Source organism: Streptomyces sp. NPDC058632 (assembly GCF_042717095.1).
Classification (GTDB): Bacteria; Actinomycetota; Actinomycetes; order Streptomycetales; family Streptomycetaceae; genus Streptomyces.
Window position 1 is genome coordinate 1 of the sequence record NZ_JBHXQZ010000086.1, and the last position, 24,908, is coordinate 24,908.

Annotated in this window: 25 protein-coding genes; 23 read left to right on the plus strand and 2 right to left on the minus strand. The window is 70.1% G+C overall.

Annotated features, from left to right (window positions below; all coding sequences use genetic code 11):
* Positions 1 to 183 precede the first annotated feature (183 nt).
* Complete coding sequence (locus ACFWVE_RS27240) at positions 184 to 762, plus strand: hypothetical protein (RefSeq protein WP_384019171.1); 579 nt, start codon at positions 184 to 186, stop codon at positions 760 to 762.
* 121 nt (positions 763 to 883) lie between these two features.
* On the opposite strand, the gene ACFWVE_RS27245 is transcribed toward ACFWVE_RS27240, so the two are convergent.
* Positions 884 to 1,189, minus strand: a complete 306-nt coding sequence (locus ACFWVE_RS27245) for a ferredoxin (RefSeq protein WP_384019174.1) — start codon at positions 1,187 to 1,189, stop codon at positions 884 to 886.
* Between the two features lie 261 nt (positions 1,190 to 1,450).
* Between ACFWVE_RS27245 and arc the strand changes: the two genes are divergently transcribed.
* The 6 genes from arc to prcA all read left to right on the plus strand — a co-directional run bounded on the left by arc (position 1,451) and on the right by prcA (position 7,660).
* Positions 1,451 to 3,217 (plus strand): proteasome ATPase, encoded by a 1,767-nt coding sequence (gene arc / locus ACFWVE_RS27250; RefSeq protein WP_384019178.1) that lies wholly within the window; start codon positions 1,451 to 1,453, stop codon positions 3,215 to 3,217.
* Between the two features lie 235 nt (positions 3,218 to 3,452).
* Positions 3,453 to 4,964 carry a depupylase/deamidase Dop gene (gene dop, locus ACFWVE_RS27255; RefSeq protein WP_384019181.1) on the plus strand — a complete coding sequence of 504 codons (1,512 nt, stop codon included), beginning with the start codon at positions 3,453 to 3,455 and terminating at the stop codon, positions 4,962 to 4,964.
* A gap of 163 nt (positions 4,965 to 5,127) precedes the next feature.
* Entirely contained in the window at positions 5,128 to 5,343 is a 216-nt protein-coding gene (locus ACFWVE_RS27260) for a ubiquitin-like protein Pup (RefSeq protein WP_042168504.1), read from the plus strand.
* A gap of 166 nt (positions 5,344 to 5,509) precedes the next feature.
* Positions 5,510 to 5,998, plus strand: a complete 489-nt coding sequence (locus ACFWVE_RS27265) for an endonuclease VII domain-containing protein (RefSeq protein WP_384019184.1) — start codon at positions 5,510 to 5,512, stop codon at positions 5,996 to 5,998.
* Complete coding sequence (prcB, locus tag ACFWVE_RS27270) at positions 5,950 to 6,795, plus strand: proteasome subunit beta (protein WP_384019187.1); 846 nt, start codon at positions 5,950 to 5,952, stop codon at positions 6,793 to 6,795. The genes ACFWVE_RS27265 and prcB overlap by 49 nt, the downstream gene beginning before the upstream one ends.
* A 61-nt stretch (positions 6,796 to 6,856) precedes the next feature.
* Positions 6,857 to 7,660: a proteasome subunit alpha gene (prcA, locus tag ACFWVE_RS27275; RefSeq protein WP_384019190.1), complete on the plus strand. Its 804-nt coding sequence runs from the start codon at positions 6,857 to 6,859 to the stop codon at positions 7,658 to 7,660.
* 249 nt (positions 7,661 to 7,909) lie between these two features.
* On the opposite strand, the gene ACFWVE_RS27280 is transcribed toward prcA, so the two are convergent.
* Positions 7,910 to 8,926, minus strand: a complete 1,017-nt coding sequence (locus tag ACFWVE_RS27280; RefSeq protein WP_384019193.1) for a LacI family DNA-binding transcriptional regulator — start codon at positions 8,924 to 8,926, stop codon at positions 7,910 to 7,912.
* A 131-nt stretch (positions 8,927 to 9,057) separates the two neighbouring features.
* Between ACFWVE_RS27280 and ACFWVE_RS27285 the strand changes: the two genes are divergently transcribed.
* The 16 genes from ACFWVE_RS27285 (at position 9,058) to ACFWVE_RS27360 (ending at position 24,895) form a co-directional block, all read left to right on the plus strand.
* On the plus strand, positions 9,058 to 10,317 hold the full coding sequence (locus ACFWVE_RS27285) for an MFS transporter (RefSeq protein WP_384019196.1): 1,260 nt from the start codon (positions 9,058 to 9,060) through the stop codon (positions 10,315 to 10,317).
* 9 nt (positions 10,318 to 10,326) lie between these two features.
* Positions 10,327 to 11,688, plus strand: coding sequence for a Pup--protein ligase (gene pafA / locus ACFWVE_RS27290; RefSeq protein ID WP_384019198.1), 1,362 nt, complete (start codon positions 10,327 to 10,329; stop codon positions 11,686 to 11,688).
* Between the two features lie 135 nt (positions 11,689 to 11,823).
* On the plus strand, positions 11,824 to 12,825 hold the full coding sequence (locus ACFWVE_RS27295; RefSeq protein WP_384019201.1) for an FKBP-type peptidyl-prolyl cis-trans isomerase: 1,002 nt from the start codon (positions 11,824 to 11,826) through the stop codon (positions 12,823 to 12,825).
* Between the two features lie 60 nt (positions 12,826 to 12,885).
* Positions 12,886 to 13,257, plus strand: coding sequence for an FKBP-type peptidyl-prolyl cis-trans isomerase (locus ACFWVE_RS27300; RefSeq protein WP_257849908.1), 372 nt, complete (start codon positions 12,886 to 12,888; stop codon positions 13,255 to 13,257).
* Positions 13,258 to 13,428: 171 nt separating this feature from the next.
* Positions 13,429 to 14,382, plus strand: coding sequence for a helix-turn-helix transcriptional regulator (locus ACFWVE_RS27305; RefSeq protein WP_384019204.1), 954 nt, complete (start codon positions 13,429 to 13,431; stop codon positions 14,380 to 14,382).
* Between the two features lie 18 nt (positions 14,383 to 14,400).
* Complete coding sequence (locus ACFWVE_RS27310) at positions 14,401 to 15,396, plus strand: helix-turn-helix transcriptional regulator (protein WP_384019207.1); 996 nt, start codon at positions 14,401 to 14,403, stop codon at positions 15,394 to 15,396.
* A 139-nt stretch (positions 15,397 to 15,535) separates the two neighbouring features.
* Complete coding sequence (locus ACFWVE_RS27315; RefSeq protein ID WP_384019210.1) at positions 15,536 to 15,796, plus strand: hypothetical protein; 261 nt, start codon at positions 15,536 to 15,538, stop codon at positions 15,794 to 15,796.
* Between the two features lie 103 nt (positions 15,797 to 15,899).
* The gene (locus tag ACFWVE_RS27320) at positions 15,900 to 16,094 is read left to right on the plus strand and encodes a hypothetical protein (RefSeq protein WP_042168480.1); all 195 of its coding nucleotides are present in this window, start codon (positions 15,900 to 15,902) and stop codon (positions 16,092 to 16,094) included.
* Between the two features lie 242 nt (positions 16,095 to 16,336).
* Entirely contained in the window at positions 16,337 to 16,624 is a 288-nt protein-coding gene (gene tatA, locus ACFWVE_RS27325) for a Sec-independent protein translocase subunit TatA (RefSeq protein ID WP_042168478.1), read from the plus strand.
* A gap of 48 nt (positions 16,625 to 16,672) precedes the next feature.
* Entirely contained in the window at positions 16,673 to 17,623 is a 951-nt protein-coding gene (gene tatC / locus ACFWVE_RS27330; protein WP_384019214.1) for a twin-arginine translocase subunit TatC, read from the plus strand.
* Between the two features lie 30 nt (positions 17,624 to 17,653).
* Positions 17,654 to 18,544 carry a diacylglycerol kinase gene (locus ACFWVE_RS27335; RefSeq protein ID WP_384019216.1) on the plus strand — a complete coding sequence of 297 codons (891 nt, stop codon included), beginning with the start codon at positions 17,654 to 17,656 and terminating at the stop codon, positions 18,542 to 18,544.
* 29 nt (positions 18,545 to 18,573) lie between these two features.
* A complete protein-coding gene (locus ACFWVE_RS27340) occupies positions 18,574 to 21,429 on the plus strand; it encodes a DEAD/DEAH box helicase (protein ID WP_384019219.1) in 2,856 nt (951 codons plus the stop codon).
* Between the two features lie 422 nt (positions 21,430 to 21,851).
* On the plus strand, positions 21,852 to 23,486 hold the full coding sequence (locus ACFWVE_RS27345; protein ID WP_384019222.1) for a sensor histidine kinase: 1,635 nt from the start codon (positions 21,852 to 21,854) through the stop codon (positions 23,484 to 23,486).
* On the plus strand, positions 23,483 to 23,890 hold the full coding sequence (locus ACFWVE_RS27350; RefSeq protein WP_042168469.1) for a roadblock/LC7 domain-containing protein: 408 nt from the start codon (positions 23,483 to 23,485) through the stop codon (positions 23,888 to 23,890). Before ACFWVE_RS27345 ends, ACFWVE_RS27350 begins: the two co-directional genes overlap by 4 nt.
* A complete protein-coding gene (locus ACFWVE_RS27355; RefSeq protein WP_384019225.1) occupies positions 23,887 to 24,294 on the plus strand; it encodes a DUF742 domain-containing protein in 408 nt (135 codons plus the stop codon). The genes ACFWVE_RS27350 and ACFWVE_RS27355 overlap by 4 nt, the downstream gene beginning before the upstream one ends.
* Positions 24,275 to 24,895, plus strand: coding sequence for an ATP/GTP-binding protein (locus ACFWVE_RS27360; RefSeq protein WP_384019228.1), 621 nt, complete (start codon positions 24,275 to 24,277; stop codon positions 24,893 to 24,895). The genes ACFWVE_RS27355 and ACFWVE_RS27360 overlap by 20 nt, the downstream gene beginning before the upstream one ends.
* The last annotated feature ends 13 nt before the right edge of the window (positions 24,896 to 24,908 follow it).

A 24,908-nucleotide genomic window follows, 5' to 3' on the forward strand; every position in this document is an offset into this window, starting at 1 on the left:
AGTTCCCCCTCCGCACCGGGAACTGCGCCGCGGCGCTCCCGTGTTGACGCGACGGTACCTTGGCGCGACGAAACCGGACGGGACCCGGCATCACCACCGCACACCCCGCCGTTCCCCCGCACTGTGACGTGTGGCACGATGCTGGCCATCCCACCGGCACAGCTCTCACAGGAGACACTCCTCGTGCAGTCATCCGCCGTCCCGGAGCTCGCGCACACGCACACCCGCCCGATCCACTGGGTCGCCACCGCCACGGCCGTCGCAGGTGTGGTGGCGCTCTCCTCCCTGATGCAGCCCGGAGCCGCGACGGCGGCCCAGACGCCCGCCCCGGAGACGAAGAGCGCCCCCGCGCACACAGCACCGCCCGACCCGGCGGCCGTCGAGTTCCCGCTCGAGTGCGGTCCGGTGGACGTGGTGGTCAAGAAGCACGCGGCCGGTGACCTGGACGGCGACGGCCGGCCCGAGACGGTGGCGGCCGTCCACTGCGACGCCCCCATGGGTACCCCGCCCGACGGCATGTACGTGCTGACCCGGGCCGCCGGAGCCGGCACGCCCCGCGTCGTGGCCACCCTCGTCGACCCCAAGGACCGCACCAACGTCGACGACTTCGCCGTGCGCGACGGCGACATCACCGCGGCACTTCTCGGCTACTCGTCCACCGACGTGCCCCGTTGCTGCCCCGACGTGCGCACGAGCGTGAAGTGGCACTGGGACGACGGGGTGTTCGTCCAGTCCGAGCCCTCCGGCGCCCGGAGCGTCTGAACCGGACGCGGACACCGCGCGGAACCCGGGGCGCACGCCCGTGCGCGCTCCGGAGCATCGGAGAGCGTGCGAGGAAACGGACAGGGGTACGGACAAGGGGTGACGAACGGTGCCGAACCGGTCACCCGGCGTCCGGGCCGTACACCTCCACGCCGTCCGCCACCCGACGCACGTGGATGCACTCGCCCGGGCACTCCCTCGCGGAATCGACCACATCCGTGAGAACCGGCAGCGGCACGCGCGTCGTCGCCCCCGCGGCCTGCAACAACTCGTCGCCCGAACCCTTCACGTACGCCAGCCCGTCGATGTCCAGCTCGAACACCTCCGGCGCGTACTGCGCGCAGATGCCGTCGCCGGTACACAGGTCCTGGTCGATCCAGACCTCCAGGTCCTCGCCCTCGACCCCGGCCTCCTGCTGCACGCTCATCTCTCCTGCCGTCTCCCCGCGTCCCGGTCCCACACGTCGGACCGAACGGGAATCCGGCCAGCTCCGACGGGTGTTGAACACATCGACCCTACCTTTGCCGGGGTTCCCGTCATCCTCGGTGGGTATTCCCCTGGCGTGAGGGAGAGCGCAAGGGTGAAGATCGGACACACCCCGACCGTCTTTGTGATCTAGGGGTTTCAATCGACACCCGCCCAGGTAGGGTCTGGAAGCGTCCAGCTCCCCTTGGAGGAGGTGAGGACCGTGGCAGCCCACGACGACGACATGAACCGCGGCATCCGCCCGGGACGCGGGTCCGAGGACCCGGCCGGGCAGATTGCCTACCTTGAGCAGGAGATCGCCGTCCTGCGCCGCAAGCTCGCCGACTCTCCGCGACACACGAGGATTCTCGAAGAGCGGATCGTCGAGCTGCAGACCAACCTGGCCGGCGTGTCCGCCCAGAACGAACGACTCGCCGGCACACTCCGCGAGGCCCGCGACCAGATCGTGGCCCTCAAGGAGGAGGTCGACCGGCTCGCACAGCCCCCGGCCGGTTTCGGGGTTTTCCTCATGGCGAACGAGGACGGCACCGCCGACATCTTCACCGGCGGGAGAAAGCTCCGGGTGAACGTGAGCCCCGGCGTCGACCTCGACGAGCTCCGGCGCGGCCAGGAAGTGATGCTCAACGAAGCGCTCAACGTGGTCGAGGCCATGGAGTTCGAGCGCGTCGGCGACATCGTCACCCTCAAGGAGATCCTCGAGGACGGCGAACGAGCACTCGTCCTCGGCCACACCGACGAGGAACGCGTGGTCCGGCTCGCCGAGCCGCTGCTGGGCATCACCATCCGCCCCGGCGACGCACTCCTGCTCGAACCCCGCTCCGGGTACGTCTACGAGGTCGTCCCCAAGAGCGAGGTCGAGGAGCTCGTCCTCGAGGAAGTCCCCGACATCGGCTACGAGCAGATCGGCGGCCTCGGCAACCAGATCGAAGCCATCCGCGACGCCGTCGAGCTGCCCTACCTCTACCCGGACCTGTTCAAGGAACACGAACTGCGTCCGCCCAAGGGTGTCCTGCTCTACGGGCCCCCGGGATGCGGCAAGACGCTCATCGCCAAGGCCGTGGCCAACTCGCTGGCCAAGAAGGTCGCCGAAGTGACCGGAGTGGCCGCCGGCAAGAGCTTCTTCCTCAACATCAAGGGTCCCGAGCTCCTCAACAAGTACGTCGGCGAGACCGAGCGGCAGATCCGCCTCGTCTTCCAGCGGGCCCGCGAGAAGGCCAGCGAGGGCACCCCCGTCATCGTCTTCTTCGACGAGATGGAATCCCTCTTCCGCACCCGCGGCTCCGGCGTCAGCTCCGACGTGGAGAACACGATCGTCCCGCAGCTCCTCGCCGAGATCGACGGCGTGGAGGGCCTGCAGAACGTGGTCGTGATCGGTGCCTCCAACCGTGAGGACATGATCGACCCCGCCATCCTGCGACCCGGCCGGCTCGACGTGAAGATCAAGATCGAACGTCCGGACGCCGAGGCGGCCAAGGACATCTTCGGCAAGTACCTCACCCAGCGCCTCCCACTGCACGGCGACGACCTCGCCGAGCACGGCAGCGACCGGGACATCACGGTCCAGAGCATGATCCAGACCGCCGTGGAACACATGTACGCCGAAACCGAGGAAAACCGCTTCCTGGAAGTCACCTACGCCAACGGGGACAAGGAAGTCCTCTACTTCAAGGACTTCAATTCCGGCGCCATGATCGAGAACATCGTCGGCCGCGCCAAGAAGATGGCGATCAAGGACTTCCTCGAGAAGAGCCAGAAGGGCCTCCGCGTCTCCCACCTGCTCCAGGCCTGCGTGGACGAGTTCAAGGAGAACGAGGACCTGCCCAACACCACCAACCCCGACGACTGGGCCCGGATCTCCGGCAAGAAGGGCGAGCGGATCGTGTACATCCGCACCCTCATCACCGGAAAGCAGGGCTCGGACACAGGACGCTCCATCGACACGGTGGCAAACACCGGTCAGTACCTGTAAAAAACAGGGCGGCTGCGGGTGCCCTCGGTGGGTACCCGCAGCCGACTGTTTTCTGCAGCCACCACCGGAACACAGCAATGACGCAAATGATCTCCCCACCAGCGCAAAGGCGTTCTAGGCTCTTCACTACCGCCGAGTCGCACAGTGCGGGGACGGGCACCGCACACGCACCGGAGCGCCGGCGGTACTTGAGCGGCGCCCCCGACCGGGGACGCCGCCGGGCAAGGAGGGCCGCATGACCGTACGGCGAGTAATGGGCATCGAGACGGAGTACGGGATCTCCGTCCCCGGCCACCCCAACGCCAATGCCATGCTCACCTCGTCCCAGATCGTGAACGCCTACGCGGCGGCGATGCACCGGGCCCGCCGAGCCCGCTGGGACTTCGAGGAGGAGAACCCGCTGCGGGACGCACGAGGCTTCGACCTCGCCCGCGAGGCCGCCGACTCCACTCAGCTCACCGACGAGGACATCGGCCTGGCCAACGTGATCCTCACCAATGGCGCGCGGCTCTACGTGGACCACGCACACCCCGAATACAGCGCCCCCGAGGTCACCAACCCCCGCGACGCCGTCCTCTGGGACAAGGCCGGCGAGCGGATCATGGCCGAGGCCGCCGAACGGGCCGCCGCGCTCCCGGGCGCCCAGCCCATCCACCTGTACAAGAACAACACCGACAACAAGGGCGCCTCCTACGGCACCCACGAGAACTACCTGATGAAGCGGGAGACGCCCTTTTCGGACATCGTCCGCCACCTCACCCCGTTCTTCGTCTCGCGCCAGGTCTTCACCGGCGCAGGGCGCGTCGGCATCGGCCAGGACGGCCGCGAACACGGCTTCCAGCTCAGCCAGCGCGCGGACTACTTCGAGGTCGAGGTCGGTCTCGAGACCACACTGAAGCGGCCCATCATCAACACCCGCGACGAACCGCACGCCGACGCCGAGAAGCACCGCCGGCTCCATGTGATCATCGGCGACGCGAACCTGTCCGAGATCTCGACCTACCTGAAGCTCGGCACCACCGCGCTCGTCCTGTCGATGATCGAGGACGGCTTCATCGCCGTGGACCTCGCGGTCGACCAGCCCGTACGGACACTGCACCACGTCTCCCACGACCCCACCCTCAAGCGGTTGATCACGCTCCGCAGCGGCCGCACACTCACCGCCGTCCAGCTCCAGATGGAGTACTACGAACTCGCCCGCAAGTACGTCGAGGAACGGTACGGAGCCGACGCCGACGACCAGACCAAGGACGTCCTGACCCGCTGGGAGGACACCCTCAACCGCCTGGAGAACGACCCCATGAGCCTGGCCGGCGAGCTGGACTGGGTCGCCAAGCGGGAAGTCATGGAGGGCTACCGGCGCAGGGACAGCCTGGACTGGGACGCCGCCCGGCTGCACCTCGTCGACCTCCAGTACGCCGACGTACGCCCCGACAAGGGGCTCTACAACCGCCTCGTCGCCCGCGGCCGCATGAAGCGGCTGCTGGACGAGACCGAGGTCGAGAGGGCCCGGACGAAGCCGCCGGAGGACACCCGCGCCTACTTCCGCGGACGCTGCCTGGAGCAGTACGCGGACGACGTCGCGGCGGCCTCCTGGGACTCGGTGATCTTCGACCTGCCGGGCCGGGACTCGCTCCAGCGGGTCCCAACCCTGGAACCGCTTCGCGGAACGCGTAATCACGTCAAGGAGCTCCTGGACCGCTGCCGCACGGCGGAAGACCTGGTCAGGGTGCTCTCCGGGAACTGAAACACGATCGAGGCACCGGGAGGAACCGGCCGGCCGGGGTGGAAAGTCCGGCGGCAGGGAATCATCGAGGTGGCCGCCGTACGTTGGAGGAACTGCGGGGCCGAAGTCAGACCCTGCTTGTAGGGTCTGATCGAGAACGTCGAACCGAGCGGGGTGAGGGTTTATGGCGACCAAGGACACCGGCGGCGGACAGCAGAAGGCGACGCGCTCCACCGAGGAGGTCGAGGAGGCGCCCGAGGCGCAGGCATCCGAGGACCTCAAGGAGCGCCAGGAGAAGCTGAGCGACGACGTGGACGACGTCCTCGACGAAATCGATGATGTGCTCGAGGCCAACGCAGAGGATTTCGTGCGAAGCTTCGTGCAAAAAGGCGGGCAGTAAAGGCCTACTCGGTCGCCTCTCCTTTGAATCAAAGGTGTCGGGGGGAAGGGTGGCTGGTGAGTCGGACGTGAAGCGGCGCAGGAAGTGCAAGCGTGAGTTTCCCGTGGCTGTATTCGCGCGTGACAAGAATCGACGTGATGGCCTCCAGGTGCACTGCCGGGAGTGCGTGGCGAAGTACGGCGCCGCGCACTCCCGGCGCCGCCGGGAGTGCATGGGGAAGACCGTGCGGGAGAAGGTGGACGTCCCAGCGGGACACAAGCTCTGCCGGACGTACTGCGGGATCAAGCCTCACGCCGAGTGGCATCGCGATGCGAGCGCGTCCGACGGTCTCTCGACGCGCTGCAAGGCGTGCAGGGCGGTTCAGGGGCGGCAGGAGCACCTGAAGCGCCAGTACGGCATCACCGAAGCCGAGCGCGACGGATCGACCGCCTCGCAAGAGGGCGCCTGCCGCATATGTCTGTCCGCCCCGGCCGCACATGTGGATCACTGCCACGAGACGGGTAGGGTCCGTGGCGTACTGTGCTTCAGCCGCAATGCCGCGCTGGGGCAGTTCAAGGATCGGCCCGATGCCATAAGGCGGGCTGCTGCTTACGTGGAAGGAATCGCGTGGAAGCCAACACTCGTAGCACCGGGCGTCTACCAGCTGCCTTCCTGACGCCTGGTTCGTCGTCCTTCATGGACTTCCTCTCCGAGCACCAGCCCGAGATGCTCCCGGGGAAGCGGCAACTGCCGCCGCTCCAGGGTGTGATCGAGGCGCCGCACGGCACCACGATCGTGGCCGTGAGCTTCCCCGGCGGTGTGGTGCTAGCCGGTGACCGCCGGGCCACCATGGGCAACGTCATCGCGCAGCGGGACATCGAGAAGGTGTTCCCCGCGGACGAGCACTCGGCGGTGGGCATCGCCGGCACGGCGGGGCTCGCCGTGGAGATGGTGAAGCTGTTCCAGCTGGAGCTGGAGCACTTCGAGAAGGTCGAGGGCGCGCAGCTGTCCCTGGAGGGCAAGGCGAACCGGCTGTCGACCATGATCCGGTCCAACCTGGCGATGGCCATGCAGGGTCTGGCCGTGGTCCCGCTGTTCGCGGGGTACGACGTGGACCGGGGGAAGGGGCGGATCTTCTCCTACGACGTCACGGGCGGGCGTTCGGAGGAGCAGGGGTACGCGGCCACCGGTTCCGGGTCGGTCTTCGCGCGCAGTGCCATGAAGAAGCTCTTCCGGGGTGATCTGAGCGAGGCCGAGGCGACCACTCTGGTGGTGCAGGCCCTCTACGACGCCGCGGACGACGACTCGGCGACCGGCGGTCCCGATGTCGCCCGGCGGATCTACCCGATTGTCACGGTGATCACCGAGGACGGCTTCCGCCGGCTCTCCGAGGACGAGGCGTCCGAGGTCGCGCGGGCGGTGCTGGAGCGGCGGCTGGAGCAGCCCGACGGCCCGCGCGCCGCGCTGCTGTAGGCGCGGTTCGTCGGTGACGGCCCTCCATCCAGTGACTTCGACAGAAAGGGACGGTTGACCCGTGTCGACGCCGTTCTATGTCTCACCCCAGCAGGCGATGGCCGACCGGGCGGAGTACGCCCGCAAGGGCATCGCGCGTGGCCGCAGTCTGGTCGTGCTGCAGTATGCCGACGGCATCGTGTTCGTCGGTGAGAACCCGTCCCGCGCGCTGCACAAGTTCAGCGAGATCTACGACCGGATCGGCTTCGCGGCCGCCGGTAAGTACAACGAGTACGAGAATCTGCGGATCGGCGGCGTGCGCTATGCCGACCTGCGGGGTTACACCTACGACCGGGACGACGTGACGGCCCGGGGCCTGGCCAACGTGTACGCGCAGACGCTGGGCACGATCTTCTCGAGTTCGGCGGAGAAGCCGTACGAGGTGGAGCTGGTGGTGGCCGAGGTCGGTGAGACCCCGGAGGGCGACCAGATCTATCGGCTGCCGCACGACGGTTCCATCGTCGACGAGCACGGCTCGGTGGCGGTGGGGGGCAACGCGGAGCAGATCAGCGGCTATCTGGACCAGCGGCACCGGGACGCCATGACGCTGGCCGAGGCGCTGGCGCTGGCGGTGCAGTCGCTGTCGCGGGACACGAACGGCAGTGAGCGGGAGATTCCCGCGGAGCGGCTGGAAGTGGCCGTGCTGGACCGTACGCGGCCGCAGCAGCGGAAGTTCAAGCGCATCACCGGCCGGCAGTTGGCGCGGCTGCTGGCGGCCGACGGCGCGGAGACGGCGTCCGAGGCGGAGGCCGATGTGGAGGCGGAGGACGAGGCCGGAGGCGCGTTCGGGGGTCCGTCCGAGGGCACCCCGGAGGGCAAGGAGTAGAACCGGCCGATGCCCGGCTCGCTCGGGTGAGGTGGCGGGCCCGTGCGGCCCGGTGGGCCTGTGCCGCCCGGTGGGGGTGTGCGTCCGAGGTGCGGGCGGGCGCCCCCACCTCGCCTGTCCGGCGGATCACGCCGGAGACGCGGGGTCGGGCACGCGCTCCCTCCCCCGCCTTGCAGCCGCACGCGCCGACCCCGGCTGGAAAGAAACCGCGGTTACCTCCGCCCCGACCCGCGGGCCGGGCCTGGTGCGTCAGGGGCGCGTGGCGGGCGGGGCCGTCGAGCCCCGGGTCACCAGGTGGACGGGGATGTCGCCGGCTTCGGGGGCGCGGTGGTCGAGGACCGCGAGGAGGGCTTGCATTCCGCGTTCGCCGAAGAGTTCCGCGTCGAGGCGGACCGTGGTCAGCTCCGGGTCGAGGGCCGTGGCCAGGGCCAGGTCGTCGAGGCCGGTGACGGAGAGGTCGTCGGGGACGCGCAGGCCGAGGCGGCGGGCCGCCTTGTAGGTGCCGGCCGCGAGCTGGTCGTCGTCGCAGACGACGGCGGTGGGCCGGCCGGGGGCGGCCAGGGCGGTGTGGGCGGCGGTGACGGCGCCCTGGATGGAGATGGGTGAGCGGGCGGTGCGCAGGGTGGTGCCGGGGGCGGCGGTCAGGCGGGCGGCCAGTTCGCGGGCACGGACGTCGAAGGTCCAGGAGGGGATGTCGGCCGCCAGGTGGAGGAAGTCGCGGTGGCCCAGGTCCAGGAGATGGCGGGTGATCTGCCGGACGCCGTCGGCGATGTCGAGGTTGACGGTCGCGGCGCCCGGGTTGCTCGCGGGGTCGCTGTCGAGCATGACCAGGGGGAGCTGGTCGCCACGGATGGCGGTGAGGGCGTCGGCGGCCATGGAGGACGCGATGACACCGTCGAGGGCGGCCTGCGCGGAGGCGAAGGGGTTGCGGGCGGGGCCGATGCCCTCGGGGGAGGGGTAGAGGACGACGCCGAAGCCGTGCTGGGCGGCGACGCGCGCGGCCCCGGTGTAGACGCCGGCGAAGAACTCGGTGGTGAGGGCGGGGACGACCAGGAGGACGGTGCGGGTGTGGCCGAGGCGCAGGTTGCGGGCGGCCAGGTTCGGGCGGTAGCCGAGGGTGTGCGCCGCCTCGCGTACGCGCTGTGCGGTGGTCTCCGAGACCCGGCCGCGCCATTTGTCGCCCATGACGAGGGAGACGGCGGCCTGGGAGACGCCGGCGACCCGTGCGACGTCCCGGCTCGTGGGGCGGGTCTGGGCTCGGGCCACCGTGGGACCGCTCCTTCGACTGGACTCCGTCTGGACTGGTGAACAGCGGACATGGTACGTATGGAGACCGAGGTTATACGTACAACGTCGGGGTTCCGAGAGACAACCGGCGTACGAGTGGAGGATGCCGCATGGCCACGGGATACGTGGAGATCCTCCGGGTGCGGTACGCGACCCGGCTTCTGGTGGGCACGCTGGTGGGCCGGCTGCCCAACGCGACCGCGGCCATCGCGATCGTGCTGTTCGTCCGCGCGGAGGGCGGTTCGTACAGTCTGGCCGGCGCCCTGGCGGCGGTGTACGGCGTGGCCAACGCGGTGGGGCAGCCGGTGCTGGGGCGGCTGGTGGACCTGCGGGGGCAGCCGCGGGTGCAGCTGCCGGCCGCGGTGCTGTCGGCGCTGGCGATGGCGGTCTTCGCGTTCGTGGGGATCGAGCCGCGGGCGGCGGCGTACGGGGCGGTGGCCGCCGCGGGGCTGTTCACACCGCCGCTGGAGGGCGGGCTGCGGGCCCTGTGGTCGTCGGTGCTGCACCGCGAGGACCACGTGCACCGGGCGTACGCGATGGACGCGGTGGCCCAGGAGGTGATGTTCACCGTCGGGCCGCTGCTCGTCACGGTGTGCGCGTCGCTGTGGTCGCCGCAGGCCGCCCTGCTGGTGCTGAACGGGCTGGGGGTGCTGGGTGCCCTGTCCGTGGTGGTGTCGAAGCCCTCGCGCGCGTGGCGGTCGGCGCCGCGCGAGGCGCACTGGCTGGGCGCGCTGCGCTCGCCGGGGCTGCTGGCTCTGCTGGGTGCCTTCCTGTTCGTCGGCATCGCGATGGGGTCCATCACCGTGGCCGCGGTGTCCTACGGGGACGAGAACGGCGGTGACCACGTGTACGGCTGGCTGATGGCGGGCCTGGGGTTCGGTGCGCTCGTCGGCGGCACGGCCTACGGGGCGCGCCAGTGGGCGGGGGAGCCGGCGCGGCGACTGCAGGTGCTGGTGGCGCTCCTGGCGGTGTGTTATCTGCCGCTCACGCTGATGCCGGGTCCGGTGGCGATGACCCTGCTGGCGGCGGTCGCCGGTCTCTTCCTGGCTCCGGCGATCGCGTGTGCGTTCGTGCTGATCGACCGGCACGCGCTGGCGGGCACGGTCACGGAGGCGTTCTCGTGGCTGGTGACGACGTTCACGGTGGGCGCGTCGGTGGGAACGGGCCTGGCCGGGCCGGTGGTCGAGGGGGGCGGCGCGCAGTGGGGTTTCGCGATCCCGGCTGTCGCGGGTGGCGCGGCTTTGCTGGTTTTGATGTCGACCGGAAGGGTATTGGCGGTTCCCGCAGGCGGGACCGTGGTTGCGGCCGGTTCGGAAAATGATCCGAACCGTGCCGTCGAACCCCGTTTGGGTTCAGGGGATCGGGCGTAATGTTCAGTCATGGACCGCCGCATTTTCGGGCTGGAGAACGAGTACGGCGTCACGTGCACGTTCAGGGGACAGCGCCGTCTGTCTCCTGACGAGGTGGCGCGGTACCTCTTCCGCCGTGTCGTGTCATGGGGTCGTAGCAGCAATGTCTTTCTGCGCAACGGCGCCCGTCTCTATCTCGACGTGGGTTCGCATCCGGAATACGCCACACCCGAATGTGACAACGTGACCGAGCTGGTCACCCACGACAAGGCCGGGGAGCGCATTCTCGAAGGGCTCCTGGTGGATGCCGAACGACGCCTGCACGAGGAGGGAATCGCGGGCGACGTCTACCTGTTCAAGAACAACACCGACTCGGCGGGTAACTCGTACGGGTGCCATGAGAACTATCTGGTGGCCCGGCACGGGGAGTTCTCGCGGCTCGCGGACATCCTCATCCCGTTCCTGGTGACCCGCCAGTTGCTGTGCGGGGCCGGGAAGGTGCTGCAGACGCCGCGTGGCGCGGTGTACTGCGTCAGCCAGCGGGCCGAGCACATCTGGGAGGGCGTCTCGTCGGCGACGACCCGGTCCCGGCCGATCATCAACACGCGTGACGAGCCGCACGCGGACGCCGAGCGGTACCGCCGGCTCCATGTCATCGTCGGTGACTCGAACATGTCCGAGACGACCATGTTGCTCAAGGTCGGTGCCACCGATCTGGTGCTGCGCATGATCGAGGCGGGCACGGTGATGCGTGACCTCACGCTGGAGAACCCGATCCGGGCGATCCGTGAGGTGAGCCACGACATCACGGGCCGCCGCAAGGTCCGCCTGGCGAGCGGCCGTGAGGCCTCCGCCCTCGAGGTGCAGCGGGAGTACTACGAGAAGGCGCTGGACTTCTGCGAGCGCCGCGGTATCCGCACCGGCACGGTCGAGCAGGTGCTCGAGCTGTGGGGCCGCACCCTGGACGCGATCGAGGCCGAGGACCTCGACCGTATCGGCACCGAGATCGACTGGGTGATGAAGTACAAGCTGCTCGAGCGGTACCGGGCCAAGCACAACATGACCATGTCGCATCCGCGGGTCGCGCAGATAGACCTCGCCTACCACGACATCCACCGCCGTCGTGGTCTGTACTACCTGCTCGAGAAGAAGGGGCAGGCCGCCCGGATCTGCAACGACATGAAGATCTTCGAGGGCAAGTCCGTTCCGCCGCAGACCACCCGGGCGCGGCTGCGGGGCGACTTCATCCGCCGGGCGCAGGAGCAGCGGCGGGACTTCACCGTCGACTGGGTGCACCTCAAGCTCAACGACCAGGCGCAGCGGACGGTGTTGTGCAAGGACCCCTTCCGTGCGGTGGACGAGCGGGTGGAAAAGCTGATCGCCGGTATGTGAGACGGGTTGTTCCGCGGGTCTCCCGAACCGCGGAACGCCACACGGGCGCCGTACGTTACTCAGTGCGGCGCCCTTCTCACGCCGTAGAGTTGCGCGGACGCCACCGACAAGATCGATGATTACGAGGCCCCCACCGTGCGCCGACGCTCACTTCTCATTGCCGTACCCGCCGGACTGGCCACTCTCGCCGCCTGCGGCGACGGCGGGTCCGATTCGAGCAAGGCCAGCGAGAGTGCCTCGCCGTCCGCGCCCGACGCGTCGGGCGCGCCCCCGCCGAAGATCGTCGACGGTCCGCTGCCGGCGATCACCGAGGGCGTGAAGTTCGGTGAGAAGCCCACCGTGGCCAAGGGCGGCGGTGACCCTTCCAAGGACCTCGCGGTGCAGACCGTCATCGCGGGCGGCGGCAAGGCCATCGCCGAGAACGACTTCGTGGTGGCCCACTATCTGGGCCAGGTGTGGAGCACCGCGAAGGTGTTCGACAACTCCTACGACCGCAAGGCCCCGCTGGCGATCCAGCTGGCGCAGGGCAGCATCATCGACGGCTGGCGGTACGGGCTGACGGGGAAGAAGGCCGGCAGCCGGGTCCAGATGGCGGTTCCGCCCACCTGGGGCTACGGCACGCAGGGCAATGAGCAGGCGGGCATCAAGGGTACCGACACGCTGGTGTTCGTGGTGGACGTGCAGGACACGTTCAACGCGAAGAGTTCCGCCGAGGGCAGCGAGGTCGCTCAGGACGACGTCGATCTGCCGAAGGTCGGCACGAACACGGACGGTAAGGCGCCCTCCATCGAGGTGCCCGACACGAAGGCCCCGACGAAGCTGGTGTCGAGCTACATCCTCGAGGGCGACGGCGAGGAGGTCGGCGCCGACAACAGCGTGCTCGTGCAGTACAGGGGTGTTTTGTGGGACGGCGGCAAGGAGTTCGACTCGACGTACGAGCGGGGGCAGCTGACTTCGTTCTCGCTCCAGCAGGTCGTCAAGGGATGGGCGCAGGGACTGACCGGCAAGAAGGTCGGCAGCCGGGTCCTCATCGTCATTCCGCCGGAGCTGGGGTACGGCGACACGCCGCCGCAGGGCAGCGACATCAAGAAGGACTCCACGCTGGTCTTCTCGGTCGACATCCTCGCGAAGTTGTGACCGCGTGTGATGTAAGACTGTGCGTGTTCGCCTTTCCGTAGACAAGCAGGAGCGTTAGACGTGAGCATCGACAAGCCCGAGATCGACTTCCCGGGCGGCGAGCCCCCGGCGGACCTCGAGATCAAGGACATCTGGGAGGGCGACGGAGAGGTGGCGCAGGCGGGTCAGACCGTCACCGTCCACTACGTCGGTGTCTCCTTCAGCACGGGTGAGGAGTTCGACGCCAGCTGGAACCGCGGTGCTCCGTTCCGCTTCCCGCTGGGCGGCGGCCGGGTCATCCAGGGCTGGGACCAGGGCGTGCAGGGCATGAAGGTCGGTGGCCGTCGCCAGCTGACCATCCCCGCGCACCTGGCCTACGGCGACCAGAGCCCCACCCCGGCGATCAAGCCCGGCGAGACGCTGATCTTCGTGGTCGACCTGCTCGGGGTCTGACCACCCGCCCGATCGCCGATCGGCCGCCCGTGCGACGTCGCGTCGCGGTTGCGACCGGACTCGATCACCTGGGGTCCATGCCTGTCCGGGCATGGACCCTCGGCTTTTGCCGCGCCACCACGGGGCGGTACGGTCATCGGACTGAGCAGCATGAGGAGGCGAAGGGCGTCGATGGCCATTGCCAAGGCCGAGCGGCTGATGAACCTGGCGCTGTGCCTGCTGGGCACGCGGCGGCCACTGAGCAAGCGTGAGCTGCGCGAGTCCATCGAGGCCTACCTCGAGGCGGCCTCGGACGATGCGTTCAACCGGATGTTCGAGCGCGACAAGGACGATCTGCGCGAACTCGGACTCGTCATCGAGACGGTGGAGAACCTCGACGGCGAGGTCGGCTATCTGGCCCGGCGGGACAGCAACCGCCTGCCGCCCATCACCCTCGACGCCGAGGAGGCCGCCGCCCTGGGCCTGGCGGCCAAGGTGTGGCAGCAGGCCAGACTGGCCGGCGCGGCCAGCGGCGCTCTGCAGAAGCTGCGCGCGGCGGGACTGCCCGAGGACGTCGACCCGTACGGGGCCCACAGCGCGCTCGAGCCGCGCATCCCGGTGCACGAGGCCGCCTTCGAACCGCTGATGCTGGCCTGCCGCGACCGCCGCTCCGTCGTCTTCGACTACCGCAAGGCCAATGCCGCGCAGCCCGAACCGCGCCATGTAGAGCCGTGGGCGCTGGAGTGCTGGCGCGGCCACTGGTACCTGGCGGGCTGGGACCGCGACCGGGGCGCCGAGCGGGTCTTCCGGCTGTCCCGGATCACCGGCAGGGTGCGCTCGCGCGGCACTCCGTACACCGTCCCGGTACCGGACGTCGTCACCGTGCGCGAGACGGTGGCGAGCTGGGCGGGGGAGAGCGCGGAACGCTCCGCGCGGATCCGGCTGCGCACCGACGCGGGGTACCCCCTTCGAGCGAAGGCCACGTCCGTGCGGGAACTCGGCAATGGCTGGGAAGAGTTGGAGATTCCGTACGGGCACGGCCTGGACGCCTGGCTGGTGGAGTTCGGGGCGGACGTGGTGGTCCTGGAGCCCGCCGAGCTGCGGGCCGACGTGGTGGACCGGCTGCGCGCCGTGGCCAAGGACTGAGGGGGACGGGACAAGAACGTGGCAGGCAAACCGGTCAGGCCAGTGAACGCCCTCGACCAGACCCGGCGGATGCTCTCCCTGGTCACCTATCTGAGGGAGCGGCCCGGGGCCCGGATCGAGGACGTGGCGCGCGCCTTCGGCATCACCGAGGACGAGCTGGTCTCGGACCTCGACGTGCTGCCCATGTGCGGCACCAGTTTCCGCGGCGGCGACCTGCTGGACATCGACACCGACGGGGAGCGCATCTGGTGGCACAACCCGGCCGCGCTCGGGGCGGAGGCCGCGGAACCGCTCCGTCTCGCCGCGGACGAGGCCACCGCGCTGCTGGTCGCCGCGCGCGCCGTGACCACCCTGCCCGGACTGCGCGAGAGCGACCGGCAGGCACTGCTGCGGGCCACCGCCAAGGTGGAGGCCGCGGCCGGAGAGGCGGCGGGCGCCAGCGCCCGGCTGTCGGTGACCTTCGAGTCCGAGGGCGGTGTCTTCGCGGACGTCGACCGGGCCATCGCCGAGCGCCGCAGACTGTGGATCCGCTACTACTCGCCCGCCCGCGACGAGCTCAGCGAGCGAGAGATCGACCCCATCCGCCTGGTCAGCGTCGGGCACACCTATGTGGAGGCCTGGTGCCGCCGCTCCGAGGCGCGCCGCACGTTCCGGCTCGACCGGGTCGCCGAGATCAGGATCCTCGACGAGCCGTCCGCGCCGCCCGAGGTCGAACTGCGGGACCTGTCGGAAGGGCTGATGCAGCCGGCGGCGGAGGATCCGGAGGTCGTGGCCGAGGTCGGACCGGGCGGTCGCTGGGTCGCCGAGTACTACCCGCACGACAGCGCGGATGAGCTGCCGGACGGCGGGCTGCGTATCACCTTGCGGACACCCGACCCGGCGTCGCTCAAGCGGCTGGCGCTGCGGCTCGGGCGGGACGGCCGGATCGTCGCACCGGACGACCTCGCGGACAGCGCCCGGCGGGCGGCCCGCGAGGCGCTGGCGGCGTACGACGGCGCCGGGGCGGCCGGATGAGCGGGCCGCACACGGTGTGCGCGGTCCGGGGCGGGCAGGACGACGGGCAGGAGCGAGGACTGTGAGCGAGTCGGCGACCCCTGGAGCACCGATCCCCGGAGCACCGACCTCTGGAATACCGGCCCCTGGAGCACGGGGCATGACGGTGGCGTCCGCGTTCTCCGGGATGAGAGGCGTGGCGCCGGTCGTGTTCCGGGCGGGCTGCCCGGACTGCAGGGGGCGTTTCGAGCTGGGCGCGAGCGCGCTGCGCCTGGTCATAGGGGCCAGCAGACGCACCACCTTCTACTCGTTCACCTGCCCCGCGTGCGAGACGGCGGTCCGTAAGCCGGCGGGGGAGCGGGTCGTCGAACTCCTCACCGGCGGCGGGGTCAGCACCCTGCGGCTGCACTCGACGGCGTAGGGGCCGCCCGGCTCGTGCCCCGGCGGCCCGCGGTTCCCTTCCGGGGCGCCGGGCTCCGGGCGCCGGGCGTTCCGAGCGGGCGGGGACCGTCTAGGCTCGCCCTATGTTCTGGGCGATGTTCGCGGTTGCTGTGGGGTTCCTGGGGCTTGTGGTGCTCGGGGTGTTCGCCGTACGGGTCTTCGTCGAGGCGGAGCGGCTCGGCAGACAGGTCGCGGATTCGGCGAGCCGTATCGGCCGGGCCGCCGAGGACCTGGAGCGGGCGGCGGCCGGCGCGGCCCGCTCCGCACAGGCGCTCTGACCCGATCCGGGACGGCTGCCCGGGTCCGCACGCCCTGTCGTGTTGCCGACCCGGGCGGGTACGCTGCTGACCGCGGCCCGGAGAACGAGGCCCGGACCGCGGACAGGAGTACGCACGGGGATTGCCCTACGTTCACCCCTGAGCGTTACGATCGCTGACAACGCGGTCATCGGACGCGTGTCCGAACGGTCGGACAGGGCAGCACCCCCCACCCCCAGCAGCCTCGGTGAGAAGGTAAAGAAATGTTCGGAAGGCTCGGAGCTCCCGAGATCATTCTCATCCTCGTCGTCATCATCCTGCTGTTCGGCGCGAAGAAGCTTCCGGACATGGCGCGGTCGCTCGGCAAGTCCGCCCGCATCCTCAAGAGCGAGGCCAAGGCGATGAAGGAGGACAAGGACAAGTCCTCCGCCCCCGCCGACCCGCCGGCCCCCGGCGACGACTCCCCGGCGCAGCGCACCATCCAGGCCGCCCCCGGTGACGTGACCAGCTCCCGCCCGGTCACGGAGCCGACGGACACGACCAAGCGCTGACGCAGGGCCGGACGCAGTCCGGCCCGCCGCACGAGATGGGAACGTGGGTTGCCCAAGTCTGCCCGCAAGCAGGAGAGGGATCCCGAGGGGCGGATGCCCCTCGCGGAGCACCTTCGTGAGCTCCGCAACCGGCTGGCCAAGGCGCTGCTGGCCATCGTCCTGGTGACGGTCGGCGCGGCCTTCTTCTACAACGAGATCATCAACTTCTTCACCGACCCGGTGCTCAAGTCGGTCGGCTGCGCGAAGTCCTTCGAGGAACTCGCCGCCTCGGCACGCGACGAGGATCCCTGCGCGCAGATCACCATCAACGGTCTGCTCACGCCGTTCACCCTGGCGCTGAAGGTCTCCCTGATGGCCGGTGTCGTCCTGGCCTCGCCGGTCTGGCTGTACCAGCTGTGGTCGTTCGTCGCGCCCGGCCTGCACAAGCACGAGAAGAAGTACGCCTACGCGTTCGTCGCGACGGGCTTCCCGCTCTTCCTCGCCGGCGGCTACTTCGCCTACCGGGTGCTGCCGACGACGGCGAAGGTACTCATCGAGTTCACGCCGTTCGGCGTCGACAACCTGCTGCCGCTGGACGACCTGCTCGACCTCGTCACGCGCATGGTGATCGTCTTCGGGCTCTCCTTCGAGCTGCCGCTGCTGCTGATCATGCTCAACTTCACCGGGGCGCTGACGGGCAAGCGCATGCTCGGCTGGTGGCGCGGCATGATCATGGGCATCACGCTGTTCGCGGCCCTGGCCACACCGAGCACCGACCCGCTGACCATGATCGCCCTCGCCGGACCGATCTGGATCCTGTACTTCGCCGCCGTCGGCATCTCCCTGTTCAACGACCGCCGCAGGCGCCGTCTGGAGGCCATGGGCCCCGCCGACGACGAGGCCTCCGACCTGGACCTCACCCCCGAGGACATCGGCGAGACCGAACCCGTGCCGACCGGGCGCGCCCTGCCCGAGCAGGCGGGCACGGCCCGGGTCAACGGTTATGACGACGTGACCTGAAGGCCGGGCGGAGGCTCGTAGGGTCACAGGGTGACCAGCGAGATCACCCTCTTCGTCAACCCCACCGCGGGTCGCGGCCGGGGCGCCCGAGCGGCGCGGCCGGCCGCTTCCGCGTTGCGCGCGGCCGGTTTCGCGGTGCGGACCGTGCTCGGCGAGGACGCCGCGGACGCGCTCGCCCGCGCGCGCCGTGCGGTCGAGGAGGGCACCGGGGCCCTGGTCGCCGTCGGCGGCGACGGCATGGCGAACCTGGCCCTGCAGGCCGTCGTCGGTACCGGTACCCCGCTCGGCCTGATCGCCGTCGGCACCGGCAACGACTTCGCCCGCTCGCTCGGCATGCCACTGAGGGAACCGGCCGCGGCCGGCCGGATGATCGCCGACGCCCTCAAGTGCGGACGGGTGCGCGACATCGACCTCGGGCGGGCCGGCGACCGCTGGTTCGCCACCGTCCTCGCCTCAGGCTTCGACTCCCGCGTCAACGACCGCGGCAACCGGATGCGGCTGCCCGCGGGACGTTTCACGTACGACCTCGCCGTGGTCGCCGAACTCGCGGCCCTGCGCCCGATCCCGTACCGGATCACCCTCGACGACGGCGACGTCCGCGAGGTCGAGGCGACGCTGGTCGCCGTCGGCAACGGGGCCTCGTACGGGGGCGGCATGCGGATCTGCCCGGGTGCCGACCTCACCGACGGCCTGTTCGACGTCACGGTGGTCGGCGGCTGCGGCCGGGCCACGCTGCTGCGGCTCTTCCCCACCGTGTACCGCGGAACGCACGTCGACCGGCCCGAGGTGAGCGTCCTCCGGGCGTCGCGGGTGGAGCTGGCCGCGGAGGAGGTCACCGGGTACGCGGACGGCGAACCGCTCGGACCCCTGCCGCTGACCGCGAGCTGCGTACGCGGCGCGGTGCGGGTCGTGGGCCCCTGACGGGCCGCGTCCGCTCCCGGATCCGGATAATGATCGTCCTGTTGTCAGCGCGGCCCGGTACGCTCGAAAGCACGATGACAGAGGACCTCTCCCCGGCCGAGCGGTACGCGGCAGCACGCAGGCGCGCTGCCGAGCAGGCCACCGCACTCGCCTCCTTCCGCGAGATGTACGACTTCGGCCTCGACCCCTTCCAGATCGAGGCCTGCCAGGCGCTCGAGGCGGGGAAGGGCGTGCTGGTGGCCGCACCCACCGGCTCGGGCAAGACGATCGTCGGCGAGTTCGCCGTCCACCTCGCCCTCCAGCAGGGCAAGAAGTGCTTCTACACGACGCCCATCAAGGCGCTGTCGAACCAGAAGTACGCCGACCTGTGCCGTCGCTACGGCGCCGACAAGGTCGGCCTGCTCACCGGCGACAACAGCGTCAACTCCGGTGCCCCCGTGGTCGTGATGACCACCGAGGTGCTGCGGAACATGCTGTACGCGGGCTCGCAGACGCTCCTCGGCCTCGGGTACGTGGTCATGGACGAGGTGCACTACCTCTCCGACCGTTTCCGGGGCGCCGTCTGGGAGGAAGTGATCATCCACCTCCCCGAGTCGGTGACCCTGGTGTCCCTCTCGGCGACGGTGTCGAACGCGGAGGAGTTCGGCGACTGGCTGGACACCGTCCGCGGCCACACCGAGGTCATCGTCTCCGAGCACCGGCCCGTGCCGCTGTTCCAGCACGTACTCGCCGGGCGCCGGATCCACGACCTGTTCGAGGAGGGCGAGGGTCAGAAGAAGGCCGTCAACCCCGACCTCACGCGGATGGCCCGGATGGAGGCGACCCGCCCGTCGTGGGGCGAGAGGCGCCGCGGCCGGAACATGCGCGAGGCGGACCGGGAGCGGGAGCGCAGACAGCGCACGCGGGTCTGGACACCGGGCCGGCCCGAGGTGATCGAGCGGCTCGACGCCCAGGGCCTGCTGCCCGCCATCACCTTCATCTTCAGCCGCGCCGCCTGCGAGGCCGCCGTCCAGCAGTGCCTGTACGCGGGGCTGCGGCTCAACGACGACCGGGCGCGGGAGCAGGTGCGCTCCCTCGTCGAGGAGCGCACCGCCTCCATCCCCACCGAGGACCTGCACGTCCTCGGCTACTACGAGTGGCTGGAGGGCCTCGAGCGCGGCATCGCGGCCCACCACGCGGGCATGCTGCCGACGTTCAAGGAGGTCGTCGAGGAGCTGTTCGTCCGCGGCCTGGTCAAGGCGGTCTTCGCGACCGAGACCCTCGCCCTGGGCATCAACATGCCCGCCCGCTCGGTGGTACTGGAGAAGCTCGTCAAGTGGAACGGCGAGCAGCACGCCGACATCACCCCCGGCGAGTACACCCAGCTGACCGGCCGGGCCGGCCGGCGCGGCATCGATGTCGAGGGCCACGCGGTCGTGCTGTGGCAGCGCGGCATGAACCCCGAGCACCTCGCGGGGCTGGCCGGCACCCGCACCTATCCGCTGCGCTCCAGCTTCAGGCCGTCGTACAACATGGCGGTCAACCTGGTCGAGCAGTTCGGCCGGCACCGCTCGCGCGAGCTGCTGGAGACGTCGTTCGCCCAGTTCCAGGCGGACCGTTCGGTGGTCGGTATCTCGCGGCAGGTGCAGCGCAACGAGGAGGGCCTCGAGGGCTACCAGGACTCCATGACCTGCCACCTCGGCGACTTCGAGGAGTATGCGCGGCTGCGCCGCGACCTGAAGGACCGGGAGACGGAGCTGGCCCGCCAGGGCGCGGCGCAGCGGCGCACGGAGGCGGCCGTCGCCCTGGAGAAACTCAAACCCGGCGACATCATCCACGTACCCGCGGGCAAGTACGCCGGGCTGGCTCTGGTCCTCGACCCGGGCCTGCCCGCGGGCCGGGCGGGCGGCCACCGCGGCGTCGAGTACCACGACGGGCCCCGCCCCCTGGTGCTGACCGCGGAGCGGCAGGTCAAACGGCTGGCGTCGATCGACTTCCCGGCGCCCGTCGAGGCGCTGGAGCGGATGCGCATCCCGAAGTCGTTCAACGCGCGCTCGCCGCAGTCCCGCCGCGACCTGGCCTCCGCGCTGCGGACCAAGGCCGGGCACATCGAACCGGAGCGGCACCGCAAGCGGCGCTCCCAGGCGGCCGACGACCGGGAGATCGACCGGCTGCGCAAGGCGATCCGGGCCCACCCCTGCCACGGCTGCGACGACCGTGAGGACCACGCCCGCTGGGCCGAGCGCTACCACCGGCTGCGGCGGGACACCAAGCAGCTGGAGCGGCGCATCGAGGGCCGGACGAACACCATCGCCCGCACCTTCGACCGCATCGTCGCCCTGCTGACCGAGCTGGACTACCTGCGCGGCGACGAGGTCACCGAGCACGGCAAGCGGCTCGCCCGGCTGTACGGCGAACTCGACCTGTTGGCCAGCGAATGCCTGCGGGAGGGCGTCTGGGAGCAGCTCGGCCCGGCCGAACTCGCCGCCTGTGTCTCGGCGCTGGTGTACGAGGCCCGGGTCAGCGACGACGCGGCGGTGCCCAAGGTGCCCTCCGGCAGGGCGAAGACCGCGCTCGGCGAGATGGTCCGCATCTGGGGGCGGCTGGACGGCCTGGAGGAGGACTTCCGGATCACCCAGACCGAGGGTGTGGGCCAGCGCGAACCCGACCTCGGCTTCGCCTGGGCCGCCTACATGTGGGCGTCCGGCAAGGGGCTCGACGAGGTGCTGCGCGAGGTGGAGATGCCGGCGGGGGACTTCGTGCGCTGGTGCAAGCAGGTCATCGACGTCCTCGGCCAGATCTCGGCCGCGGCTCCGGCGGTGGAGGGCTCCACGGTCGCGAAGAACGCCCGCAAGGCGGTCGAAGGACTGCTGCGGGGAGTGGTGGCCTACTCGTCCGTGGGGTGACGGCGAACGGGCCCGGCCCGTCCCCTGTGCGGTGAAGCCCGGCGCGCTCCGTGCGCGCCGGGCTTCCGCGTCCCCAGCGCCCCCGTCGGCAACAGGACCGGACGATTCCGCGGCCGCCGACCGCGTACTTCACCCTTCACGGTGAGTAAGTTTCGTACACCCATGTGCTGTTACTCAGCGTGTTCGAATGGAGCCCGAGCGTGCAAATGGGTTCGAGCGTACTCCTGCCCCAGGGGTCATTTCCGGCGCTTGCCGAATATGACACGGCGTTGATCCTGTCGGACTAAGCTCGCCCGCAGCGCACCGAGTTGGGATGAATTCGTGTGTCTGTTCCCTCTTGTGCGGATGATTCCCATGACTTCCCGGTCCGTCTCCCCCCGAACGTCCCCCGACCACCAGCCGATTCGTTTCCAGAGGCCTACATGGTGAGTGTCCAGTCCCCGCCCGGTCGACGCGAACTTCCCTACGCGCGCGTGCTGTTGCTGCCGGCCATACTGATGGCCGCGGCAACCGGAGCCGCCGTCGCCCTGGTGACGGAGCCCGCCCGGATCGCCGTCGGCGCCTGCGGTGTCGTCGCCACCCTGCTGGTGATCACCGCCGCGGCCGAGGCGGTGCGCCGCGGCCGCGCCCTGCGGGACGAGCGAGCCGGGCACGACCGTCACCGCGCGTATCTGGAAGCGCGGATCGCCTCCCACGACACGGAGACGCTGCACTTCGCGGACGCCGTCGTCCCCGAGGCCCTGGACTTCCTGCACCGCGGAAACACCCCCAGGGAAGTGCTCCTCCACCTCAAGGAGGTCAACCCGGCCTGGCGTGATCTGCCCGAGTACCAGATCAAGCTGCTCAAGACGATGCTGAAGATCATCGACGACGAGGAAGCCCTGCGCGACTCCTCCCAGCGCTCCTTCGTCAGCATCGCCCGCCGCGTCCAGGCGATCGTCCACCAGCAGGCCAAGGAACTGCGGGAGATGGAGGAGGACCACGGCCGCAACCCCGAGGTCTTCGACGACCTGCTGCGCATCGACCACGGCACCGCGCTGATCGGCCGCCTCGCCGACTCCATCTCCGTACTCGGCGGCGGCCGCCCCGGACGCCAGTGGCCCGAGCCCGTCGCCCTCTACAGCGTGCTGCGCGGCGCGATGTCCCGCATCCTCGAGTACCGGCGCATCGATCTGAAGTCCATCGCCAAGGTCAACATCAAGGGCATCTCCGTCGAGCCGGTCATCCACGCCGTCGCCGAGCTCCTCGACAACGCCACGCGCTACTCGCCGCCGCACACCAAGGTCCACGTCACCGCCATCGAGGTGCAGACCGGCGTCGCCATCGAGATCGAGGACGCCGGGGTCAGCCTCGACGAGAAGGCGCGGACCCGGATCGAGGACAAGCTGGAGCAGGCCAAGGCGGGTGTCGACCTCCAGGACCTCGGCACGAGCCCCCGTCTGGGCCTCGCCGTCATCGGCCGGCTCTGCTCCGGATACAAGATGCAGGTCTCGCTGCGTGCCTCCGCCTACGGCGGCGTCCGCGCGGTCCTCATCGTGCCCAGCGACATGATGACCACCGAGCCCGGCGTCGGCCTCGCCCACGGCATCGGCGCGACCGCCGTGCCCATGCAGGTCGACGCGCTCCCCGGCCCCAAGCGCGCCCCCAAGAAGCGCCGCCCCACCAGCCCGAGCATCCCCGCCACCGTCTCCATGGAGGACGACGTCCCCGAGGTCACCGAATGGACCTCCAACGGGCTGCCGCAGCGCCGCAGCCGGATGAAGACGTCGCTGACCCAGCGGTACGCCGAGCAGGCCGCCGCCGAACGGGCAGAGCGGGAGGCCGCCGAGCGGGGCGAGACCATCAGGTCCCCCTGGCCGGCACCCGAGCCCGAACCGGCCGGGCCGAAGGACGACCGCGAACCCGGGCTGTGGGTCGACGCGTTCTGGGACGGCCTGAAGAAGGACCTCGAACCCGGCGTCCACCCCACCGACTTCACCCGGAACCCGACCGCGTACCTGCATCTGATCAACGAACCGGCCCGCACCGAGGCCGACGACGAGGGGGACCTCAAGTGATCCAGCAACGGGCCAACTTCGACTGGATGCTCAAGGAGCTCGCCGACGGTGTACCCGGCGTCGAGATGATCGTGGTGCTCTCGGCCGACGGCCTGCGCATCGCCCGCTTCGGCGGCGAGCCGGACGCCGCCGACCGGGTCGCCGCCGCCTGTGCCGGCGTGCAGAGCCTCGCCGGTGCCGTCGCCGGGGAACTCCCGCGCAGCGACGGCGAGATGAAGATGGTGATCATCGAGATCAACGGCGGTTACTTCTACCTGATGGCCGCCGGCGCCAACGCCTATCTCGCGGTGCTCTCCGACATGACCTGTGAACCCGGGCGGATGGGGGCCATGATGCGCGACCTCGTCGTCCGCATCGGCGCCCATCTCACCAGCCCGCCCCGCCGGAACGGGACGACCGTATGACTCCTCCGCAACGCCAGAGGCGCTCTCCGCGGGAGGACGCTCCTCCCCAACCGGCCACGGACAAGAAGGAGGACGAACGGCCCAACCCGGAGCGGCTGTACGTCGTCACCGGCGCGGACGGGAACCGCGCGGACCTCGACCTCGTGACGCTGATCGTGGCGCGCGTCGAGGACCCCCCGCACTCCGCCACGCCCGAGCAGGCGGCACTGCTCCGGCTCTGTGCCGCCCCCCTGTCCGTGGCCGAACTCTCGGCCTACCTCAGCCTGCCGTTCGGCGTGGTGACCGTACTGCTCACCGACATGCTGGCGGCGGAACTGGTGCAGGCGCGCGCCCCGATCGTCCGGAAGGCGCTCCCCGACCGTTCCCTTCTCGAAGCGGTGATGCATGGACTTCAAAGGCTCTGAGACCATCCCGGGCCCACGGACCGAGGACCAGCTGCCGCACACGGCCGAGGCCGCGGCGAAGATCGTGATCGTGGGCGGCTTCGGGGTCGGCAAGACGACCATGGTCGGGTCGGTCAGCGAGATCAAGCCGCTGACCACCGAGGAGACCATGACCCAGGCCGGCATCGGAGTCGACGACAACTTCGGGTCCGCGTCCAAGACGGCCACCACGGTGGCCATGGACTTCGGCCGTATCAAGATCACCGAGCAACTGGTGCTCTACCTGTTCGGGACCCCGGGCCAGGAGCGCTTCTGGTTCCTGTGGAACGGGCTGTTCGAGGGAGCGCTCGGCGCGGTGGTGCTGGTCGACACGCGACGCCTGGAAGTCAGCTTCGACGTCATGGGACGGCTGGAGGAACGCGGCGTGCCCTTCGTCGTCGCCGTCAACACCTTCCCGGACGCGCCCCGTTATCCGTTCACGGATCTGCGGACGGCGCTCGACCTGCCCCAGGACGTCCCGATCATGGACTGCGATGTGCGACGCCGCGCCTCCAGCCGGGACGTACTGGTCACGCTGATGCGGTTCCTGCACTCGCTCGCCATGACGGGCTCACGCGCCTGACACCCCCGACCCC